Origin of the sequence: Caballeronia calidae (assembly GCF_900044055.2) — a bacterium.
Classification (GTDB): domain Bacteria; phylum Pseudomonadota; class Gammaproteobacteria; order Burkholderiales; family Burkholderiaceae; genus Caballeronia; species Caballeronia calidae.
This window is the reverse complement of sequence record NZ_FCOX02000004.1, coordinates 252,798-273,478: the sequence shown is the minus strand read 5'-3', so window position 1 is coordinate 273,478 and position 20,681 is coordinate 252,798. Positions and strand designations below refer to the sequence as shown.

At 56.8% G+C, this 20,681-nt stretch carries 19 protein-coding genes; 4 read left to right on the top strand and 15 right to left on the bottom strand.

The features are described from left to right. Positions 1-12: 12 nt before the first annotated feature. Positions 13-999, bottom strand: a complete 987-nt coding sequence (locus AWB78_RS06670) for an aldo/keto reductase (protein WP_062603412.1) — start codon at positions 997-999, stop codon at positions 13-15. A gap of 423 nt (positions 1,000-1,422) precedes the next feature. Continuing rightward, the gene (locus AWB78_RS06665) at positions 1,423-1,719 is read right to left on the bottom strand and encodes a helix-turn-helix domain-containing protein (protein ID WP_062603410.1); all 297 of its coding nucleotides are present in this window, start codon (positions 1,717-1,719) and stop codon (positions 1,423-1,425) included. Between the two features lie 445 nt (positions 1,720-2,164). Here AWB78_RS06665 and AWB78_RS43290 point away from each other — a divergent pair, with 445 nt between their 5' ends. Next, positions 2,165-3,538, top strand: a complete 1,374-nt coding sequence (locus AWB78_RS43290; RefSeq protein ID WP_074173399.1) for a DNA cytosine methyltransferase — start codon at positions 2,165-2,167, stop codon at positions 3,536-3,538. Positions 3,539-4,575: 1,037 nt separating this feature from the next. On the opposite strand, the gene AWB78_RS06650 is transcribed toward AWB78_RS43290, so the two are convergent. From AWB78_RS06650 to AWB78_RS06615, 6 genes are all read right to left on the bottom strand, one after another. Continuing rightward, positions 4,576-5,895, bottom strand: a complete 1,320-nt coding sequence (locus AWB78_RS06650; protein WP_062603405.1) for a type II toxin-antitoxin system HipA family toxin — start codon at positions 5,893-5,895, stop codon at positions 4,576-4,578. 204 nt (positions 5,896-6,099) lie between these two features. Then, positions 6,100-6,360 carry a hypothetical protein gene (locus AWB78_RS06645; protein ID WP_157697429.1) on the bottom strand — a complete coding sequence of 87 codons (261 nt, stop codon included), beginning with the start codon at positions 6,358-6,360 and terminating at the stop codon, positions 6,100-6,102. Positions 6,361-6,679: 319 nt separating this feature from the next. Then, entirely contained in the window at positions 6,680-6,880 is a 201-nt protein-coding gene (locus AWB78_RS06635; protein WP_062603399.1) for a hypothetical protein, read from the bottom strand. Between the two features lie 111 nt (positions 6,881-6,991). Then, positions 6,992-7,513: a hypothetical protein gene (locus tag AWB78_RS06630; RefSeq protein ID WP_062603397.1), complete on the bottom strand. Its 522-nt coding sequence runs from the start codon at positions 7,511-7,513 to the stop codon at positions 6,992-6,994. 30 nt (positions 7,514-7,543) lie between these two features. After that, on the bottom strand, positions 7,544-8,611 hold the full coding sequence (locus AWB78_RS06625) for a BPSL0761 family protein (RefSeq protein WP_062603395.1): 1,068 nt from the start codon (positions 8,609-8,611) through the stop codon (positions 7,544-7,546). A 417-nt stretch (positions 8,612-9,028) separates the two neighbouring features. Then, positions 9,029-9,517 carry an HAD domain-containing protein gene (locus AWB78_RS06615; RefSeq protein WP_157697428.1) on the bottom strand — a complete coding sequence of 163 codons (489 nt, stop codon included), beginning with the start codon at positions 9,515-9,517 and terminating at the stop codon, positions 9,029-9,031. A 1,044-nt stretch (positions 9,518-10,561) separates the two neighbouring features. On the opposite strand from AWB78_RS06615, the gene AWB78_RS06610 reads away from it, so the two are divergent. From AWB78_RS06610 to AWB78_RS06600, 3 genes are all read left to right on the top strand, one after another. After that, on the top strand, positions 10,562-11,032 hold the full coding sequence (locus AWB78_RS06610) for a helix-turn-helix domain-containing protein (RefSeq protein WP_062603386.1): 471 nt from the start codon (positions 10,562-10,564) through the stop codon (positions 11,030-11,032). Positions 11,033-11,773: 741 nt separating this feature from the next. Then, positions 11,774-12,595 carry a LysR substrate-binding domain-containing protein gene (locus tag AWB78_RS06605; protein ID WP_232477624.1) on the top strand — a complete coding sequence of 274 codons (822 nt, stop codon included), beginning with the start codon at positions 11,774-11,776 and terminating at the stop codon, positions 12,593-12,595. Positions 12,596-12,831: 236 nt separating this feature from the next. After that, a complete protein-coding gene (locus tag AWB78_RS06600) occupies positions 12,832-14,067 on the top strand; it encodes an acyltransferase family protein (RefSeq protein ID WP_074173398.1) in 1,236 nt (411 codons plus the stop codon). A 123-nt stretch (positions 14,068-14,190) separates the two neighbouring features. Here AWB78_RS06600 and AWB78_RS06595 read toward each other — a convergent pair whose 3' ends face one another. The 7 genes from AWB78_RS06595 to AWB78_RS06565 form a co-directional block, all read right to left on the bottom strand. Beyond that, positions 14,191-14,619 carry a hypothetical protein gene (locus AWB78_RS06595; protein ID WP_062603380.1) on the bottom strand — a complete coding sequence of 143 codons (429 nt, stop codon included), beginning with the start codon at positions 14,617-14,619 and terminating at the stop codon, positions 14,191-14,193. A 242-nt stretch (positions 14,620-14,861) separates the two neighbouring features. Next, positions 14,862-15,410, bottom strand: a complete 549-nt coding sequence (locus AWB78_RS06585; RefSeq protein ID WP_232477623.1) for a hypothetical protein — start codon at positions 15,408-15,410, stop codon at positions 14,862-14,864. Between the two features lie 68 nt (positions 15,411-15,478). Further along, complete coding sequence (locus AWB78_RS06580; RefSeq protein WP_062603376.1) at positions 15,479-15,937, bottom strand: glycoside hydrolase family 73 protein; 459 nt, start codon at positions 15,935-15,937, stop codon at positions 15,479-15,481. After that, positions 15,934-16,176 (bottom strand): hypothetical protein, encoded by a 243-nt coding sequence (locus AWB78_RS46335; RefSeq protein WP_157697427.1) that lies wholly within the window; start codon positions 16,174-16,176, stop codon positions 15,934-15,936. The genes AWB78_RS06580 and AWB78_RS46335 overlap by 4 nt, the downstream gene beginning before the upstream one ends. Positions 16,177-16,221: 45 nt before the next feature. Further along, positions 16,222-18,825, bottom strand: a complete 2,604-nt coding sequence (locus AWB78_RS06575; protein WP_062603374.1) for a beta strand repeat-containing protein — start codon at positions 18,823-18,825, stop codon at positions 16,222-16,224. Between the two features lie 234 nt (positions 18,826-19,059). After that, the gene (locus AWB78_RS06570) at positions 19,060-19,776 is read right to left on the bottom strand and encodes a gp53-like domain-containing protein (RefSeq protein WP_062603372.1); all 717 of its coding nucleotides are present in this window, start codon (positions 19,774-19,776) and stop codon (positions 19,060-19,062) included. A gap of 5 nt (positions 19,777-19,781) precedes the next feature. Beyond that, complete coding sequence (locus AWB78_RS06565) at positions 19,782-20,681, bottom strand: hypothetical protein (RefSeq protein ID WP_062603370.1); 900 nt, start codon at positions 20,679-20,681, stop codon at positions 19,782-19,784.

Genomic DNA, 20,681 nt, shown 5'->3' with positions numbered 1-20,681 from the left:
CGGCTCTCCGACTTATCGACCCACGCGCGCTTTCAACGCGGCAGGGTACCGGTCGCCTCGGACCTGGACCTGCTCCAACGCACTAGCGATTTTGCGCAGATCGTCGTTGGACAATTCGACCGCAGCAGCGCCGAGGTTCTCTTCCAGGCGGTGCAACTTGGTGGTGCCGGGGATCGGCACGATCCACGGCTTCTGCGCCAGCAGCCAAGCGAGCGCGATCTGGGCGGGCGTCACGCCCTTTTCAGTGGCTATCTGGCCAAGCAAGTTGATTAGTGCCTGGTTTGCTTGCAGCGCTTCGGGAGAAAAGCGGGGCACGATACTGCGAAAGTCGTCGCTGCCGAATGTTGTGCCCTCCTTGATCGCCCCCGTGAGGAAACCCTTTCCCAGCGGGCTGAAGGGTACTAGGCCGATCCCGAGTTCCTCAAGCGTCGGCAGGATTTCCTGCTCGGGTTCGCGCCACCACATCGAATATTCGCTCTGGAGCGCTGTAACCGGCTGCACCGCGTGGGCCCGTCGGATCGTCTGAGCGCCGGCTTCGGACAAGCCAAAATGCTTCACTTTGCCCTCGGCGATCAACTCCTTGACTGTGCCGGCTACGTCCTCGATGGGCACGTCCGGATCGACCCGGTGCTGGTACAACAGATCAATGACGTCCGTACCCAAGCGTTTGAGTGAACCATCCACAGCCCAACGGATGTGCTCCGGCCGACTGTTAAGTATCTGCTGCTTGTTATCGTCGCCGAACGTGAAACCAAACTTGGTAGCGATTACCACCTGGTCGCGGACGGGGGCGAGCGCCTGGCCAACTACCTCTTCATTGACATAAGGGCCGTAGACTTCCGCCGTGTCGAAGAAGGTCACGCCGGAATCGACGGCGGTGCGGATCAGAGCGATGGCCTGCCTGGTATCCGTGGCAGGGCCGTAACCATGGCTCAGCCCCATGCAGCCCAGCCCGAGAGCCGAAACTTCGAGGCTGCTTCCAAGTTTTCGCTTTTGCATATTGATTTTCCGTTGGGGTATGCAGACTGGCCTGGCTCACGCAAGGGAGCGAATCCAAAGGGTGCCATCCAGGCATACTTGCTATGCTCAGTCCGAAAAGAATGCGAAGCACCTTTCGTCGACTCGCTCAATGTCGGGCTGAAGCCGCATCGGTTCAGCGATTTTGAAAGAAATGCGCTCCGCCCTGTCAACTAGCACTTTAGTCACAGTCGAAGGTCGCGACTAGACGGCAAAATCGGCAAATCATGTTGAAGTGCATTCATGAATCTCCGCGATGGTCTTGTGTCTCTTCCGCGTTACCATCCGTGGAGTTCAGAAAAGCTCACGCCGATACAGCGTGCTCGGTTAGATTGGTCTCGTCAGGACGGCGGCATGCAGTGATGTACCATCCGACGGCACCGGAGCCGCACCGCGTTCAACTTTTCAGCGTAGAACCCTGACGCGCCGCCGAGTGTCCGCGACAGACACAGCAAGAGCTCTCTGTTCTGCGAGAACGTCGTCGAGTGTACGCCCATGGCCAATCGGCCGGGCGTATAGCTCCCGCCCCAAAGCCTCAAAAAGACTCAGCAGCTTGGCCGTGCCGAGTTCCGAAAGCTGCTTGGTCTCGAAGCGACTAATCCTCGCGCGAGTGATTCCGCTCTTCTCCACGATCTGCTGCTGCGTCTTGTTGGCAGCAATCCGCGCAATGCGAAACGCTTCTCCGAGTTCGAGGAGGTTCACGTGTCACCAGCGATACGTTAATGACATTGAGGCAGATAACGTATCCTATTTGGCACGCTGTCCGCCTGCACCTCGGCGTTGTCATCTTCATTGGCGCTGACCGGATTGGCAGTAGCGTTGTTGACTTCCGTCCTGCAGCGAACGAACAGCAGAGAAGCAAGCACGAGTCATTTCCCCCTCCCGTATTTACTCACCTTTCGGTTTCCACTGCTAACTTCATCGCCTCGCGACTGCGACGGTCGCTGCAAGAGGCGGTCGCATGGTCACGACTCAGACTGCGGTATAGAAACCCGCCAGTCGATTTCCTAGCCCTCTAATTTTAAGGCGTTTTATCTCAGCGGAACCGCTGAAGCTGATCAACTATTTAGACGCCCGCAGCGGCGCTGCGCGCCGGATAAAACCTGATTTCTCTACGTAGCTTCCACAACTCGTTTTCGGAAGCAACGTGTCCAACAAGGAATTCAAAGATTCATCCGTCGTTCTCTCTAAGCAACTTAAGGTATTGGAACTTTTCGCAGGAGTAGGCGGATTCCGCCTCGGGCTGGACCGAGTCCACGGTCAACCGTACAAGGTCGTACTGAGCAACCAGTTTGAACCAGCAAAGAAAAAGCAGGATGCCTCCGACGTATACGTCGCGCGCTGGGGCGGAGAAAACCATATCAACCGGGACATTTTTTCTGTGTTAGCTTCCGCCGAAGGTCAACAAGCAGTTCGAGACGCAGCCCCGGACGTGCTAGTGGGCGGATTCCCATGCCAAGACTATTCTGTCGCTAAACCGCTCGCTCTTTCGAAAGGGCTAGCGGGTACAAAAGGGGCTCTCTGGTGGTCGATTGCGCAACTACTGGGACAGCGGCTAGACGACGGTGCGCCAATCCCCTACATCATTCTAGAGAACGTCGACCGACTCATCGCCTCGCCTGCGAAGTGTCGTGGTAGCGATTTCGCCACCGTTCTAAGCACGCTCAATGGTCTCGGATACGCAGTCGAATGGCGAATCGTGAACGCAGCGGATTTCGGATTCCCTCAAAAGCGCCGGCGTGTCTTCCTGCTCGGCTACCATCGCTCGACACCATTGTATGAAATGATGAAGCGAGCACTGGAGCGTGAGGGAATCGCGTGGCATCGCGACGGAGTTCTGCAAACTGCATTTCCGAGCGTTCTCGTTCAACCATTGGACGCAAGTCTGCCCGCTCTCTCCGTCTCCGATGAACCACTTGCGACGCAAATTGCATATCGAGCGCTTTCGAATGGCAAGTCCAGGTTTTGCAACAGCGGCTTGATGCTCGACGGTCAAGTTTGGACCGCGAAAACTCGCGTGACGGCAATTTCGGATTACCGACCATTCACGGGCAATTCGGCGCCGATGACCCTTGGGGATGTGGTACGCAAGACAGTTGGCGTGCCCGAGCAGTTCCTTGTACCTAGCGACTCGGAGCCTCGGTGGGAAGCGGCGAAAGCCGCCAAACGCGTGCCACGACAGAAAGATGGCTTCGCCTATGAGTATGCCGAAGGACAAATGCCCTTTCCCGACCGGCTTGGCGCTCCGGCGCGCACTATCATCACGTCTGAAGGCGGTGCAACACCCACCCGTACGAAGCACGTGGTCGCATGCGGGAGCGGAAGACTGCGCCGACTCCTTCCAGAGGAGCTGGAAGAACTTTGCGGATTCCCTCGGGGCTTCACTGCTCATCCTGGAGTATCTGACACGGCACGCGCATTCCTAACGGGGAACGCCTTGGTGGTGGGTTTAGTCACCCGTATCGGCGACGCGCTATTTAAGCGTCACGTTAGAGCCAGCGTCCCTGTCGAAACCGCGTGACGACGAGTTTACGTTAGTTCGACTCAACGGGCTGGTGAATGATAGTCCGGGCAGAGTGCTTGCACACCCGCTCTCACACGTCATGCACCCGCTCGTTCGCGGGCTGCCTTACATCGCAATCAAGGACCGGGGCGGAGGGACAATTCGCGCAAAAGCCTCAGCGCGACTTCCCAGACGCCGTCCTCGGTGCCATACTGAACTGTGTCGACGAAGAAGTTCTCCTCGTCAACGGTGAAAATCGACGCCGAAGAAAGAGGCCGCATTTCTGATAGGAAATGCGAATGCGAGCCAGTCATCCCAGCGCCCGAACGAACTTATGACCCATCAATTCGGACGAGCGAACAGTTATGATGTTCGTCATGATCCTCAGCTTCAATCTCGTCCACAGCAATCAGCAATCTTTTGGCAATGATGCGCGCAGCGGAAGGAAACCGACAGTAAACCCACCCGCGACTGCTCTAATCCGGCATACAAAGGGCTCTCGACCGTCGTGCGCGCTGTCAGCTTTTCCAAGGGTTCATGTCCTCAATGTCGACGCGCTTTTGGGGCTTCAGAGAGCCGGCCACGTCAAAAATCGACAATGTTCTGGGTGCCCATCCATGTCATATAGTCCCGCACGGTCACTGGCCGCTATCATCCGTCCCAATGCGGCGTGCTGCCTGCGCTTCATCTTTCGACGGTATGCTTCCGCCTTCTGCCGGTTCACGAACTTCCGACCACGAATGACGGTCACGGGTCGAAGGATATGCCGCTGCATAAGCCTGCGCGCGTAGCGAGGGGACACGAATAGCAATTCTGCCAGCTCCAGGGCCGACAGTAGGTCAAAGGGTGAAGTCTTCATTCCGGTTCTAGTCCACGAGGGCAGCAAGTTCCAGCGTAGTACCGCGCTAGTCGGCGAGTCACTTCGTAGCCACTCTTCACGACATTCAGTTCCATGGCAGCTAACGCACCAAGACTCGGTCGGAAACTGCTGCAGTATCGATATATACGGAGCGCCCGCCCGACGTCGGCACGGGGACCGAAAGCGCCGCGCTCAGCTATCGAGCTTTGTGCCCGAACGGTCCGTCCGAAGCGACGTAGGGATTAACGGTTTTTCGTCTTTTACCCGGACGCGGACGGGACGGCGCCCCTTGCTCTTGCAAAGGCACAGCGTTGCCTTTTCTCGGTTTCGCATCAGGCTTGATGTCCTCGACGCCTTGCACCCAAGCGTCTAGCATTCGCTGGCCGACCTCCCTGAACTCGGCATATCGGTCCGCATGTTCCCGGACCAGCGGAAGCACCTTCAGCACCGCACTTTCGACCTGTTCGAGTGCTGCTGTCATCTCACTGGCCGATAGACTCAATCGGACGCCGCCGTATTCAAACAGCGCTCGACCAGCGCACCATACTTTTTTGCCTTTGAGCGGCAACGCGGGCGTGTCGTCCCGATAACGCGGGTACGCGGTGACCGTCACGATGTCGTATACGGGAGCCAACCGCGCGTCTCGCCCGTTCCTATACGTCAGCGCGAAGTTTTTCAGGTGCGCATCAGCGTTCCGCAACGCGTAATTCAGCAACAAGAGCAAGAAGAGCTTCCGCTTACTCTCATCGTTGTATTTCAAGCCGACGTACTGGTTACAGATTTTCGCCAAGTCCTCGACGGTGCCCTGATATTTGCGCAAGGGATCTAAGTTTTTCAAGGCGCAAAAGTCCTCGACCCCTAGGCGCGTTCCATCCATCACGATGTCGAAACGCCGTACGGCGAGCACCTGACCGTCCCCTGAAAGGCGCGTTTCTGGCACCTCAAGGTCCGTGTTTCTCGCTACCTCCAGGCAAAGATACTCGTTGATGCTGAGCCCTGGCAAGTTAGCAGGACCGGTCTTCAAAATGTACTCGCCCGTCCCAACGGTTGCGTCCTCCCTCACGGAAGCAAGTATTTTGGGCATTACACCAGAAACGCCCTCGGTAATCCCCGCCTCAAGGTGCTTGAGCAGGTTCTCTCTGGAATCCGGGCTCGCGAGAACCGTCGCCATTTCGAAACTAGACCGTGCGACGTCAAGCGCAGCCCCATGGGGGATTGCTCTCACTCGGCCGATGGTGTTCGCACCGGTAAGGGCGAGAAGGCCAATATCGCTCACTTCCGCGTGAGGTCCGAGTTTTTGTCGAATGATCTCCTTTTTGATGCCTTCCGGCAGATTCATCTGAAACAACGGCATGATGCCCCCGGGCCACGTGTACGAGTCGTGTCGTACCGGCATGCGAAGCGAGACGACGTCGGCCGTCGGCGTACCTGGCAAATAAGTGAAAATGCCGCCTTCTGCCTCTTCCGTGAGCGTCCCAACCAATTTGGTGTTGCAATAGATGTCAAGGACGGGCATGAGCTATTCGTCTTTTCCAGAGATCTGCACGCTGGCATCCGAACGCGAGACGCGAACTCAGCCTTCGACCGTGTGCATCCGCATCCATCAAGCGGCTTCCCATGCAGGATTCCGACTCTCGTGCGAAGGGGCTTATAGATTCGCAAGTCTCGCCGAAACTTAACGAGTTCGAGCGAATGCACGGCTACGACAACGCGCGAGATGCTATTGGGGGCGCCCCTTCTCAATCCACGCCTGGACCTTATCCATCGGAAGACGAAACCGGGCGCAGTTGTATACGTGCAGCGTCTGGAGCTCTGACCTCAATAGACGCTTGAACACAGCGGCATCGCCGTCGGGAACCACAACATGTTTGACGGCCTCGTCAAACCTGGAACCAGACAGGACAACTTCGCGGATCGCATCGCCCAAATAGAACCGAAGCCTCAATCTAACTGAAATATCCAGCCCGGGAAGTTCGTTCATGGTCTGCCTCTGATTCGCTCGCGGAAGCACCCGTCCGAATGGTCGTATAACCCAAGGGCTATTCCAGCTTCGCGTGGAGACATCGCGTCTTCGTGCCGCTTCTCGCGCTCAGCAATGTATGTCTCAAACGGCAGACGCATGCAGACATCGTTGGTCGCCTTGCATGACAGCTTCACCGAGGTGACAGGCATCTGCAAGCAAAGAAGTGTACGGTCGGCCGACGCCCAGTCTCAGCGCGGCTTCTACAATAGTAGTCAGCATGATTTCCTCCCGCGTCTTGGCCTATTGATGATGACTGTCGGGTGAGTGCTCGCGTCTGTTATTGGCCGTGGTCGAATAGCGGCATGTCATCAAGATTTATCGGCTCGTCGTCTTCCAGATTTGGGCCGATTTCCGCGCCGAAAAGTTTGCCGACCCTCGCATACTGTCCGATGCTCATGCGGTCAACAATCAGGCAAAGCGTCAGCGTGTCGACTGGGTGGCCTTCCTGAACCTGCACCACGAATGGCCTACGAGACATAGTCGAACTCCTTCACTATTTACCGCACCCTCAACTCGACCCGAATATCAGCACGACGTGCCCATGCGAGGGCCCACTTTGGTGCTGCACTGCTAACCGCATCTCAGGTTGTCAACGGGAGCTGGAAAACAACTCCCGCAATATTCTCAGAACGATATCCCAGACGCCATCCGATATCTCGCAATGCACCGAGTCGATGAACGCGAATTTTTCTTCGGCCATGAATATCGACGCAGACGCGCGACTGCCCCGACATTCGATGTGCGCGCGCGCGGCAAACTCTTTGTCCTCACGTTCCGGGTGGGTGAGCCGGTAAACGAACACCGTCATGATTGACTCCGCGCTCGCCCTAGGCTCCGCCGGATAGTACGCGCGAGCGAGAGCGCTGAGATTTGCGAGCATTCCAGCGAGCAGGCAGCGACCTAGCGACGGGTAGATCCGTTGCATATCCGCGCTAAACATGCCGCGTGACGTAGTAAGAGGTTCCGCCAAGTCGTCGTCAAAGTTCCATCGCTTGCCAGAGTGCGCTTGAGCTTCCCAGGCGATGTGCAGGCCGCCGAAATCTCCTTCCATCATGTCCTCTTGCGGTTTATCTCGTGGATGAAGGGTCAGCAGCCTTTCGTTCAGCACCATTTGGCTGGTTTCGACGAGTTGGGTGATGCATCAATTTGCCCCGCGATTCCACAACTCTCGAAAAATCGCCCGCATCGCGTCTTCAACGTTTTCCCCTCCTTCCAGACGAACTCGGAGATAGTGGCTTTTATTGGACACAAATCGTTCGACGTGCACGCTCGCAAAATCGCCGTCAATTGAGAAGCTCAGCTTCGCTCCTTCGTCTGGCGTCGTCGAGCCTGCCCTTATCTGCGAGATGAAAACGGTCGCTTCGCGCAGTTGCTCGTATGGCTCAAACACCCCTGTAAATCCATGGTGTTTCAAGGCCGCCGATCCCTTGGCCCAGAAGTCGCGCCTCCGATCGAGGTCTTCTGCGACCGAGTACGACGGCGGAACATTTGTTGGTTGCGCATCATGCAGTCCGGCATACGCAACAATGGATGTTCGGTACGAGTCCACTGTTTCGGCCCAAGCCGCTCTCTCCAACATGCGAAACCGCTTTATATCACTCAGGCATTCCAGCGGCGTTAAGCCGCCAAGATTCCCCCGGCCGGACGTAAGGTAATGCAGCCGAGATGTCGGATGCTCGGGCCAGATGATTCTGCATATCGAGAACAGCCGCGCTTTGTTGTAGGCCCCGTCAGCAAGAAGCGAGGGAAAATACGGTATGCCATCGACGTCAATAGCGAAGACCGAGCCATCGACAAGCAAGTCGCGAAGGGCCTCTTGCGAAAGCTTGAGGCGCCGCCGAAACTCATCGGCTGGGACAAGCTCGCCGGTTTCAACCTTTTCTCGCAGGCTCTCGAGCTCTCGTTGACGGAAGTCCTCGAAGAACGATTCGTTCTGCATTGGTCCGTCGGGTACCGATGGCGGCAGCGGTGGTAACGAAACCTCTCTTGTAAGAAGCCTATTGGTCTCGAATCCTTCACGCTTCACCTCCAACCATTGTGTCTGTTCGGCAATCAGTTCTACTGTCCCGGCGTCTGGATAGTGCCGCAGCAACCTGGCAGCACTCAGTCGAAGTTCCACTACGTTGACTGGCTGGCGTAGGTCAGTCAACGCCAACAATAGCTCGCGCGCTCTGATGAGGGCGCCTGCTCGTTCGGTCGCCGTGGTCATTGCTCCCTCGCATGTCGAGTTCGGAAAGGCACGTTCTTCGCTTCAATCCGTTAGGATAACTGGTCGACAAACGTAACGAAGATTCGTGGGTCCATTCGAGAGCACGACAACCAGTTCGAATCGCTGAACGACATCCGTGCGTTCGAGTTCGACGTCGCCTCGCTCCGCTATCGGGAGGCGAAGTTCATATCGTTGTCCGAAATTAAAGCCCGTTTCATGCAGCCAGGATTTTTCCGGGATGTGCACATGTGAAATCTCATCGGACTCAGCGACGTCGGCGTAGGTCTCAAGGAATAGCACGACGCTGTCCGGGTGGGCTGCCTTCAGTGCCTCGATAAGTTCGTGAACTCTCATCGCAATTCCGTGAAGAGATGAACATCGCGCTTGCTCGGTTGCTTAAAGCGCATGAGAAAGCTCTTACGCTCCGCTCCTTTTTTGCAAGCCCATCAAAGAGGCGATGCTATAGCCAATGTAAAGTGAGGTAAAATCTTTACCCAGGTGCCTTGGGTTTTCGTAGAACGTCGATTGCCTAAATTCCTGCAGGGTGATGTAGCTCGTTGCCTGCTCACCAAAACTGCTAAGCATCACTTCGAGTTTATCGGCGGCTTCACTGTCGAAGCCAGTCTCCTCGGTTACGTTCACGCGAACATTGACTGTACGAGCCGTGAAGGCGAATTCCGGCGAAGAAAGTATCGCGAACGCAGCGTCCTTCTCGGCTGCATGCTCAAAAATAGCCTCCTCCCTTGTCTTCTCTCGACGGCCACGGTCTAGTACGTCCGCTACTCTCGGCCGCAGTCGAGTCAATTCTGTCCGCACGACATCGATACTGCTCGCAAGCGGCCAGTCGTTGGCAACTACAAGTAAAACTCCCGGGTACCGTTTAAGCGTCTGTGCGAGCAAATCCACATCAGGACCGAGGTTCCTGCCAGGCTGTCGCCCACTTCGCCGTGAGCTTCTCAGTTGGGCCTTCCCGAGGGAGCCGAGTACGCCGCTAATGCAAAAGAAGAGCAAAACCATAAAAATTCCTCGATCCCGAAGTATCGCGGTCTAGTATCAGCGGGCGAGTTCTTCCTTCCGGCATCGTAACTCACCGCACTCTTCCTCGAGGTGGTCCGTTTAGTATCACGAACAGACGATGAGGTGGAATGTCGCCTCACATTTAAAAGAGTTTCCTCAGGTCACGCTTCTGCGTGCTTGAAGTGTCCACGCCAAGAGCTTTCCTCTGACCTCTCAGACGTCTCGCCACGGGCGCGGCCAAGGACCATCAAAATACTTCAGATTCGTCTCGCCATTTGATAGTACTACCACGCGTTCTACGCTTTGGACGACGCCAGTCCGCCCGTCTTCGCTTTCCGCTCGAGGTTGTCCGGGATAGAGGATGTCGTAGGTCTCGCCGAAATACCTGCCCTTTTCATCCGTCCATGGAGCCCTAAGCGTAATTACGTGCCGGATTTCGTCCGACTCGTCTACGTCTGCGTACGCTTCCAGAAAAACAACGACGCTTCAGGATCAACTGCTTCCAACGCCTTCATCAATTCACCCGCATTCACTTGCAATTTCTCCGCTCTGCCTGGTTCCGCTCTGCATCGTCCTCACGCGCGGGCTCCCACTGACATCCAAGCGCCTACCGCTACGAACGCGTTTGCACTGCGAGGCATGGCGCGCGGTTGCTCGGTCCGTCGCTACCGTCTAGCCGAAACGAAAACCCGCGTCGACCGGTAATTGATAACCCTACGAGGAAGAAGCACGGCGTAGCTGCCTATTCGGCCATGCAACTGGTCAATAGGCTTCCGCTCTTTGGCGGCTCATCCGCCTGTCTCTTCACGCAAGGTCGCAGCGCGGTGATCGGGTTGCAATGCATTCTACTGTGCATCAAAGCGATGTGCAACAAAGACTGGTGCAACAAAACGGGTTGGTCAGCGTGAGTCTTTTCCATCAAGCTCACGCGCTATGCCCAGCGACAATGAAAACATCCCGGCAGTCATAGGGAGACGCGTTCGTGAACTACGTGAGGAAATTGATAAAACCCAAGCGGAGCTTGCGGCGACGCTCGGCCTCCATCGGACGCGAGTAGTGAAGACCGAACGCGGGACGTTGAATCTGTCGCTCGACACCTTAGAGCGTTTCTCGGATGCGCTGAGCGTCGACGTTTTTTCGCTATTTCAAGATCGGACGGTCATGGCCATCAGAGGCTCTTCTTCTGTCAGGGCACGCGTGTCGGCGAATATTCAGGCGCTCCGGAACGGGAAAGGATGGTCACAAGAGGCATTATCCGAAAACGCACACCTGTCCCGAACCTTTGTTTCGTTGCTCGAGATTCAAAAGAAGAATTCCGATATTTTCCATCTTGAGAAGCTCGCTGACGCTTTGGAAGTTCCTGTCGCGAATCTATTTGCGCCTCCTGGGACTACCGGCGTCTAACCGGCTATGCTAGAGGGGACTCCCAAGTTGAATCTAGACTGGCGATAAGGCGGTTGTCACGCCAATGTGCGAATAGGCTGACGACCCCGCATGCCGTCCTCTGCTTTGAAACTTCTCTCGAAAACCCAGCGCGGCAGGTGGGCCACGACTGCTTGAGTTGTTGCCGATTCTTCTGCGAGTTGCGCACCGCATTTGACCGCAGCGTCATTGAGATTGCCTTCCAGGACGCAAAGCTTGCACTCGGGACGCCACGATCACCGGTGCTTACGTCTTGCATACCCGCCCGGGAAGCTAATTATATGGGAATTGGGTGCCGGTGCGATTGCTCGCAACTAATCTCAGGGCGAGAAAGTCTGGCCGACGCCAAGTCGCCAACGCTGCGCGCGCGTATTTCTTCCGGGCAAAAATAAATAAGAGCACGACAGACAAGCGTTTGCGGGCAGTTCGCAACTCTAATGTTCAAATTCTCTCGAATCCCAAAAGGTCGCAACTCTAATGTATGTTTTCAGCATCAATAAGACGGATGCCACTCACATGTGCTTATATTCACTAAATTTTTCGAATACTTGTTCGATTCCTCGCCGCGATGCATGCGGCGCGCACCGGCCGCCGCATAGGTTTAAGGCAGCAAGTATTTGTTTCCTATAAGATCTGCGTCGCCCCATACGTTTCAACAGCCGATACAGAGCCGTTAGCACGATGATCCGTTTTCGCCAGATCGAGGCCTTTCGCAGCCTCATCATGACCGGCACCAGTGTCGGCGCAGCAAAAAAGTTACATGTGACCCAGCCCGCGATCAGCCGACTGATCGCCGATCTCGAAGCCGATCTCGGCTTCAGCCTGTTTTCGCGTGTCGGCGGACGCCTGAATCCGACGACCGCCGGCCTGCGCTTCTATAAGTCGGTCGAGGAGAACTTTCTCGGTCTGGAGCGCCTGAAGCAGGTCGCGGACATGATCCGCGAGGAAGCGTCCGACGGCCTCACCGTCGCGTGCACGCCCGTGCTCGCGACGACGCTCCTGCCGCCCGTGCTCGCCGACTTCACCGAGCGCCATCCCGGTGTGCCGATCAAGGTCGATTCGGTGAAAGTGCCCGAAGTGCTCGTCAACCTGCAGAACCACAAGGCCGATGTCGCGCTGAGCCTCGCGTTTCCCGCGATCGCCGGGATCGTCGTGGAGACGCTGCTCAAGGCGCCGGCGTCGTGCGCGATGCCCGCGACGCACCGGCTCGCAAAAAAGAAAATCGTGCGTCCGGCGGACTTGCGCGGCGAGAAGCTCATCGGCTGGCTGCCGAATTCGCGCCAGCCTTACGAGGCGGAACAAACGCTCATTTCGTCCACCGAGGACCGGCCGCGCTACACGGTCTTCACCGACACCGCGCACACGCGCTACGCGATGGTCGCGGGCGGCCTCGGCATCTCGATCGTCGAGCCGTTCGCGGCGAAGGTCTGGCGCCCGCATGGCGTGGTCGTGCGGCCGTTCGAGACCGACATCGAGTACGAGTACAACCAAAAATCCGTCCAAGGCTTATCCAGTAAGGATCTCAGCCAAAAAAGGCAATACTAAAAAACAGCGCAAAACAGCGCATCAGTCATAGAAAAATCAATGACTTGCAGTGCCATTTCTAACGGGTTTGCGACCGGCTGCGTGCTGGATATTAGAAACGATAAACCGAACTCATACAGTGTTTGTGACAGCTTCCCCCCTCTCTTCCGTCCCGAAATATTTCGCCGCGGTCCGCTGGGGAAGGGAGGGGTATGTTTCGCGCTAGAATTCGTTCAACAAAACCTATACCAGACCACATGAACAAGACTGAAATACCGTCCCTAACGGGGCTCAGATTCATCGCTGCTTCATCGATAGTCATCAATCACCTTTGGCCGGTCATCATGAAGTTGAGCCCGGGAGTGCCGCTCGCCGACCCGTTTCACCAGTGCTCATTCCTCGGCATGTCGCTGTTCTTCGTGTTAAGCGGCTTCATCATCCACTACAACTATTCGGGCATGATGTCTTCAGCGAGAGGGCTGTATGCCTTTGCCGTTGCCCGGTTCAGCCGCCTGTATCCGCTGTTCTTCGCGCTGGCGGCGTTCGACGTGGTGGGCGGAAACTTCTTTCTGTACGCGCCCGACTCCTACCGCCTCGAATATCTACAGGCGTTGGCCTATCTTCTGGCTGGCGTGCAGAGCTGGGTCTACGGCTTCGTCGGCAATACCCCGATCGTCTTCGCCTTCCACTACACCTATGTGGCCTGGTCGATCAGCACGGAGTTCTTCCTGTACCTGACGTATCCGGTGATCTGCCTCGCGATGCTGCGCGTACGCGCGCCCCGTTCTGCTGTCGTCAATGCGCTCATCATCGGCGCTGTCGCGGCCGTCGCGCTGTCTTGGCTCAAGCAGCACACGGCGTTTATCGATCACGTCGGTTCGCTGCTCGGCGTGGTCGAGAACCCAAAGGCCGCGCCGCAGACGCTGTTCTCCGACTGGTTCAATTACATTGCGCCGTATCCGCGTGTGCTCGAATTCCTGACTGGCGTCGCACTGGCTCATGCGCACATGCTGTTGTCACGGCATTGCGTCAGCGCAAAAGAATTCCGCGTCGCACGGTTCGCGCTGTCGATCGCCGTTTTGGATATCGCTCTGTTCGTGCTGCGCAATGAGATCGGCGCGCCGCGGCTATCTGAAGTGGTGGGGATGATTGGATTGCTGCCCTCGATCGCGTTGGTTATCTTCTACTGCGCGCGATACGGCGTCAGGCATCTATCGTATGGGCCGCTTGTCGCGCTCGGCGAAGCGAGCTATTCGATGTATCTGCTGCACATGATCGTCATCGAGAAGATGGCGCCGGGAGATTTCGTCCCGGCCACGCCGGAGAACATCGCGATCTTCATCGGCCGCACGACCATCATTCTAGGCGCCATCGTCGTGCTGTCGCTCGGCACGCATCGTTATTTTGAACAGCCTGCGCGCCGCTTCCTGCGCAAGCTGCTGTCGACAGGCGTCGCCCCTAACTCGCTCGCCGACAGACCACGTTTCCGTTGACGGTAGCCCCCGAACCGCCGGTTACGCTCCCCGCGTTCGCCACAACGTAGAGTGTCGTCGACGACGAGACGTTCATCTGTTTCACGAAGGTATGGATGAGTAATCGCAGCCGAGAGCGCTCGCTCACCTCATCGATGTCGTCAAACTTACGGAGGACTGATACGCCGCATAGGCGTTCTTCAGCGATCCTGCCAAGGCGCCAACGACACTTTGCGCGAGCGCGACCTGCTGCGGCGTCAGACCTGGAATCAGTGCGATCGCGGCCTGCGCGGCAGCGCCCGAGCTGTTTACCACATTCGAGACCGAGGCCAAGTTCAGCAAGGCATTCCCGGCACAAACCGCAGTCGCATCGATGTTAAAAGCGGAAAATGCCGGGTTTCCAACGAAAAGCGGCGCCCACGGCGCGATGGCAGGCTCAAAGATGTTGCACGCAAGCGTGACATCAGCCTGGAATTTTTGCGCAGCCGTCTGAGTCGTTTGAATCTGCTGAGCTGAGCAGCCCGCAAGAGCGACCGCGGTGGCTACTATGCAGCCGATAATGATTTTTCTCATGATAGATCCTTTTAGATTTGACCCTGCCGGCCAGGATTACTGCTTGGTTGCGCCGCGTGCGACGGCAGTGTTGTATGCCGCGTGGATGCCGGCCGCGAGAAGCCCCGCGATGAGCGTCGAGACGCTCTCGGGAACTGATCCATGGCACCCGGAGAGAACCCACTCGACTGCGGGCACGAGCTGGGTGGCGCCGACGGTCAGGCCGCCTGTGATTAGGCTAGAAGTGTTTGGCATGTTGAGCCCTATATTGCGTGGTGGATGACTTCGATATCGGAGAACTGGTAGCCCTCCTTCGCGTACTTCTGCGCGATGTACAGCGGAAACGGCATCGCATGAATGCCCTCGTCTTTACCGATGTGATGCGCCTTGCAGAGCAACATGCCGTTGACCGTCATGTCGTCGACGAACTGCGTCCAGTCGGTGAAGTTGCCCCAGTCGAATGCCTTGATGCGCTCGCCCCAATAGCAGGATTGCGCATCGACCTTGAAGCGGTCCCAGTCGATCAGCTCGGCCAGTGAGCGTTCGATAGGATGATGATGAGCCTCAAGGGGATGGCCGGACTCTGCGGCGGTCGCGTTGCAGATGAAGCAGCGCCCGCCTTCGCGCTCGATCAGCTCCTTGCGGGTCCGTTCGAACAACGCCGTTGTCTTGCGCTCGGCGTGTTCCGGAATATTGACGGACACCGAAAGCGTTTCCTTTTCGGTGTGCGCGCGCGTCACTTTAGCGAGCCCTTCGGCCGGGCACGCGTCACACGGTTGTTCGAGCGGCACATCATGGCTGCAACGGGTCATTGGATGCTCCAGAAACGACAAAGCCGCCTCGAAGGCGGCTCTTTGCGAAATTGCGCGAATGCGCAAACTCAGGATGAGGCGGTGATGTCCAGCACCGACAGATTGTGCGCACGGATGATCGCGATGATCTTCTGCGCATATTGAGGATCCGTCGCGTAACCACACGCTTGAATCGCCTTCGCGAACGTCGCGCCGCTCGTGTATGCGAATGCCGACTTGTATCGCGGATTCGTCAACAGGAATTGCGCGTGATCGTCGATCGAGCCGAGCCAATCCGAGTAAGCGCGGAACTTGGCCGTGATCTTGATCGTCTTGCCGTTGACGACTTCATTCGTGACCTGCGACGTGAAGAGACCTTTCCACGAAGGATCGGCCTTGATCCCGAACAGGTTGAACCCAGGACAGTGCGCGCCCCACGCAGACTCCAATGCAGCCTGACTGACCGTGAAGCTGGCCGGGATCTCCGTCGACAGCATCGATGTGCGCGCGGCCGGAGCGATAGCAGCGATGAATTCTGCGGGTGTCATCTGAACACCATTTCGGCGAAATGGAGTGCGTTGGACGGTCCTATGAGTACGGCCAGAATCAGAAAGTAGATGATGTATTCGATCCTCTGCGACCGTTTCTCGATGCGCTGCATCCGTCCATCACCCTGCTTGAACGAGTCGAGAATTCCCTTGTAGCGTTCGGCACACACGGCCTCATGTACCGCTATTCGTTGCTCATTCCCTGCAATCGCAGAAATAGTTTCGTCGTGAGTTGTCACAGGAACCCCGTAATCGAGAAAGCCGCCTCGTGAGCGGCGATCAGATCAATTGAAGCGCATCGCGAAGATATAGCCGTAAGCCGTCATCGTCGATACAGAAAAGTTGCTGAAGGCAACTAGGTAAAGCGTGGTACTTCCCGACACCGTATAGAGCGCCGTGCCCGTCGGAAGACAGTACGAACCGTTCGACGCCACAATTGCCGCAGATTGGTTGTGCTCTGCGCCACCGTTCGGCGTCGTCGGCAATGCAGGTGCTGAGACGGTATTCAAAGCAGCCAGGGCATAATTGCTAGTCGTCGATCCGGCCGGTGAGAAGCACACATTGCCAGCGGCAATCCAGTTTCCTGCCGTCAATGAAATCGATGTGACGTTCGATGCAGTCCCGCTCGACAGCGAAACCGCCGAACCGTTCGGAATGTTCGATGAAACACACTGACCGACATTGCCCGAGGATGCGCAACTGCCACTCGTCACCCCGGTGATCGTCGGTGTCGTGATCGTCGGTGAGGTTGCCAGTACGGGGCCACCCGATCCGGTAACGGCACTTCCAAGCGCCGTCGCTACGCCCGTGCCCAATCCGGAAACGCCCGAAGAAATCGGCAAGCCGCTGCCGTTCGTGAGTGTCACTGCGGAAGGCGTACCGAGATTGGGCGTCGTGAGTGTTGGTGACGTCGCCAAAACAACCGATCCAGATCCGGTCGAGGAAGGCGTCGCGCACGTGAAGCCCGTGCCGGACGTCCATTGCAGCGCGCTCAACGTGCTGCCGCTACAGCTCGGCATACTGAATGCCGTCGGACTAGCGGTCGATCCGGTCACGTTCGCAAGAACCGTGTTTGCCGCCTGAGTGGCGAGGTCAGATGTCGTCACCAGTCCAGTGGCCGTCAACGATCCCGTGATCGTTGGGCTAGAGATGCTCGGCGACGTGGCGAGAACGCCAGCCCCCGTCCCCGTCCAGCCACTCCCAATCGGACTCGACCCCGAGTTCTGGATCGGTGTGCCGATGTTGGCGCTATTGATCGTGTTGTTCAGCGTTGAAACCGACGACGAGGTTGCGTCGACCAGGATGCCGTATGTGTTGTACCCATCGATCGTATTGTTGGACACGATCGAACCGCTCGATCCCGTGACGCTGATTGCAGCAGAGCCCGAGTGCGCAGACGTGTTGTAGACCGAATTCCCGGTATAGACGTTGCGCGATGATCCGGTTTCCTGAATCGCATATTTGTTGTCGTTGAACGCGCTGCCTGAGATCTTCGCATTAGTCGTGTTGATAAGACGAACACCGACCGCATACGCATAGTTGGCTTCCCCGCCGATCTGCACATTGGAAGCTTGCAGCGAACCAACGCAGTTGTTGCAGTAGATGCCGTCGGTCTCCGCAAGCATGCTCACCGGGTTCAGCCAGCCGCCCAAGATCGTGAGCATCTGTTGCGCCGGGATCGCGTTGGCAAAAATCGCTTGCGTCGTGAAACCATCGACCACCGGGTTATGAATGATCACATCGGCATAGCCGCCGGCCGTCGCCGTCGAATAGTCGAAGTAATAGCCATAGTTGGTTTCAGCGGTCTGCGCGTTATCGAAGTACAGATCCGATACGTAGTTGCCGTGCGCGTGATAGCCGATTTGCCCGGTGGGTCCGCTATATGCCCCTGATCCCTGGACGTACGTATCACGCCAGACAGACGATGCATTGCCGCCCGTGCAGCCGTTGCCATAAATATCCCAGCCGATAAAGCCGTTGACCGACGACGTGTACGTTGTCCCCATGTGATCGAACAACGTATTCGTCGCGCACTCCATATCAATGCCGACAAAGAAGTTGTTGACCTGAATTTCGCTCAGTGTCGCAAGGGCCGTATAGGACAGGTTGATGCCGATGTTCGATGTGCCTGGCGTGGCAGACGTAATGCTGAATTTCGACAAGGACGGCAATGCGAGCGGCGTACCGAGGGATCCCGCCACGTTAATGCCATTGACGTTCGTACCCGTGACGTTGATGTTCGTGGCGCCCTGCCCTGCGCCGATCAGCGCAATGTTCGCCTTGACATTGACTGTGTGCTGCCAGGTGTAGGTACCAGCCGCGGCGCTAACAATACCACCGACATTCTGCAGAAAGCTGTATGCGCTGTTGAAGCCGGACGATGAATCCGATGCCGAGATACTGCCCCCAAACCATTCGGGATACACAGTCATTCCAACATCAGCCTGCGGCGTCAAGTTCGAAAAGATCTGGGTCCGACCTGCGAGAATCTGCTGCTGCACCTGGACAACTTCACTTCCTGACGTGCCGACGATCTTCCCATTGCCCTGAAAATCGAGCTGCGTATTCGGTGCGAACGTCAGGCCCGCACTGATCTTCGACGGGCATGACACGATGAGCGTCGTCGGCGTAGAACCGATCGTCGAAATGGCGTTACTCCACGCCGTGTTGTCGGCGGTAGATCCATCGCAATGCGGGGCGAAGTCCGTGAAGTTGACGATCTGATTCAGCTTGCCCGCTACTGTCGTCGCGCTCGGATTATTGAAGGTGAGCGAATACGGAACCGTTGATGTACCAAGCACCGTGAGGTTCTGGAACGTTGGCGATGGATATGTCTGGGCGAGCGCCGCCAGCGGTGCGAAAAGCACCGCAAGGAGAAATTTCTTCATTTTGCTTTTCTCAGGAGATGGAGAGTACGCCGCCGTCGTTCCAAACGACGCCCGGGTTGGACGGTTTAGTGATGGGAAGTTGTGATGCCCACGCCATGGACGACGATGAGCAGATTGATGCGAGATCGGAGAGTCGCATTGAGCACTTGACCATCAGGCCGTTCTGCTCTTGAAGAATTGTCACGATCTCATCGCCAGTCAGCGATTGAGGTAGTCCGTAGATGCCAGTCATAATCAGTAGCCCAGCGCGTACCAACTGACATTCACGCCCGAGATTGGCGATCCAGCCGCATTCAACACGTCCAGCTGGATGCCAGTCTTGTTGAGGCTGCGCAATGTCACGGAGTTGACGATGGCCGATCCATTTACGACGGTTCCACCTCCTGTCAGCCAGTTATTCGGAAACGCATCGGCGAAGGTGGCTATCATCGACCCGGATCCATTCGTTGCAGCCTCGCCGAACTTGAGGATGAAGCCCGTTCCGATCTCCAGAGACGGAAACGTCTGCGATCCATTGCTGCTGCTCAGAATCGCGGGGAACTGATCGATATTCACCGCCTGCCCCGGTGACACCGCCGGCGCAATGGCAACCGGCTCGGTGAACGTGTTATCACCGCTCCACGTGTTTGGCTCCGAAATCTGACCGAACGACCGCATCTGACCGGCGGTCGGTGCGCTATACGCGAAATCGCCCGTTCCCCATGAAAGCGCGGTCGTGCCTTCCTGGGCTCGCAACAGCCCGCTCAATGTCGCACCAGAAATCGACGTCGCATAGATAATCTCGAAGTTCTGGCGGGTTCCGACATCATTGAGCCCGATCACGAGCACCTGCCCGGCCGGGATCGATGAGGGCAGATTTGCCGCGCTGGAGAGTGTGAGCGAGGTTGCTGAGGGCGAAATCGGCCCCGCCAACGTCGTATTGACGTTGTTGGCGAACATGAAGATGGTCATAGGTATCAGGCGATCGAGACGACGCCGCCGTTGTTCCAGAGTTGACCCGTGCCAGAGCCGGGATTCGTGAGAGGCAGATTTCCGCCACCGAGAGCGAGCAGATCAGGCGGAAAGGTGAAATCGAAGTACAGAGGCGGCGCTGTCGGGTCGGGGATCACGCCGGGAATCACCGAGATCACCCCGCCGTTCCACCACACCGCTCCATCGGGCAATCCAGTCGGATCAGTCGGGTATGAGAGCGCGATGGGCAGATACAACACCCCGCCGTCATTCACGAAACTATCCGTGATAAAGACGAGCTGATATTGAAACGGGAATTCCAGGATCGAATTCGCGTAGCAGAGCTGAAGTGCCTGATACGCCACGCTGTCGTACGACGTCACCGTGAAGACATTCCCCGACACGGTAATATTCGGCGGATCGTTAAGCACTGGCCAATCCATCCCATTCGCGCCATTCACGAATCGACTAATACGATTTTTCAGCCACTGCATCGTGAACTGCTGTCCATCACCTCGATACAGATGCCACGTCATCACCCGCTTGTAGATGTCATCGTTCGATGCCGACGCGGTTTGATTCGTCGAATAGAAGAGACCGTTGTAACTGACCGTGTTGTACGGATTCTCGTTGTATCCGGCAAGCCTCAGGTTAGCTGTCGATGACAGCACAGGACGGCTAATTCCATAGATCCCTCGCCCAATCCAGTCGAGCAACGGCCCGTATATGAACGGCGACGTATAGACAGCCAGCGGAGTCTGATTGAACCAGTCCAGGTATCCCTGCGCGAGATCATTGAAGTTGGCGACGAATGCCTGCAAGTCATCGTCATCCGAAAATTCCCAATACAGATAGCTGGGAACGACACCCTGAAGCGGAGCGGTCGAAAATGACTCGATCTGCAT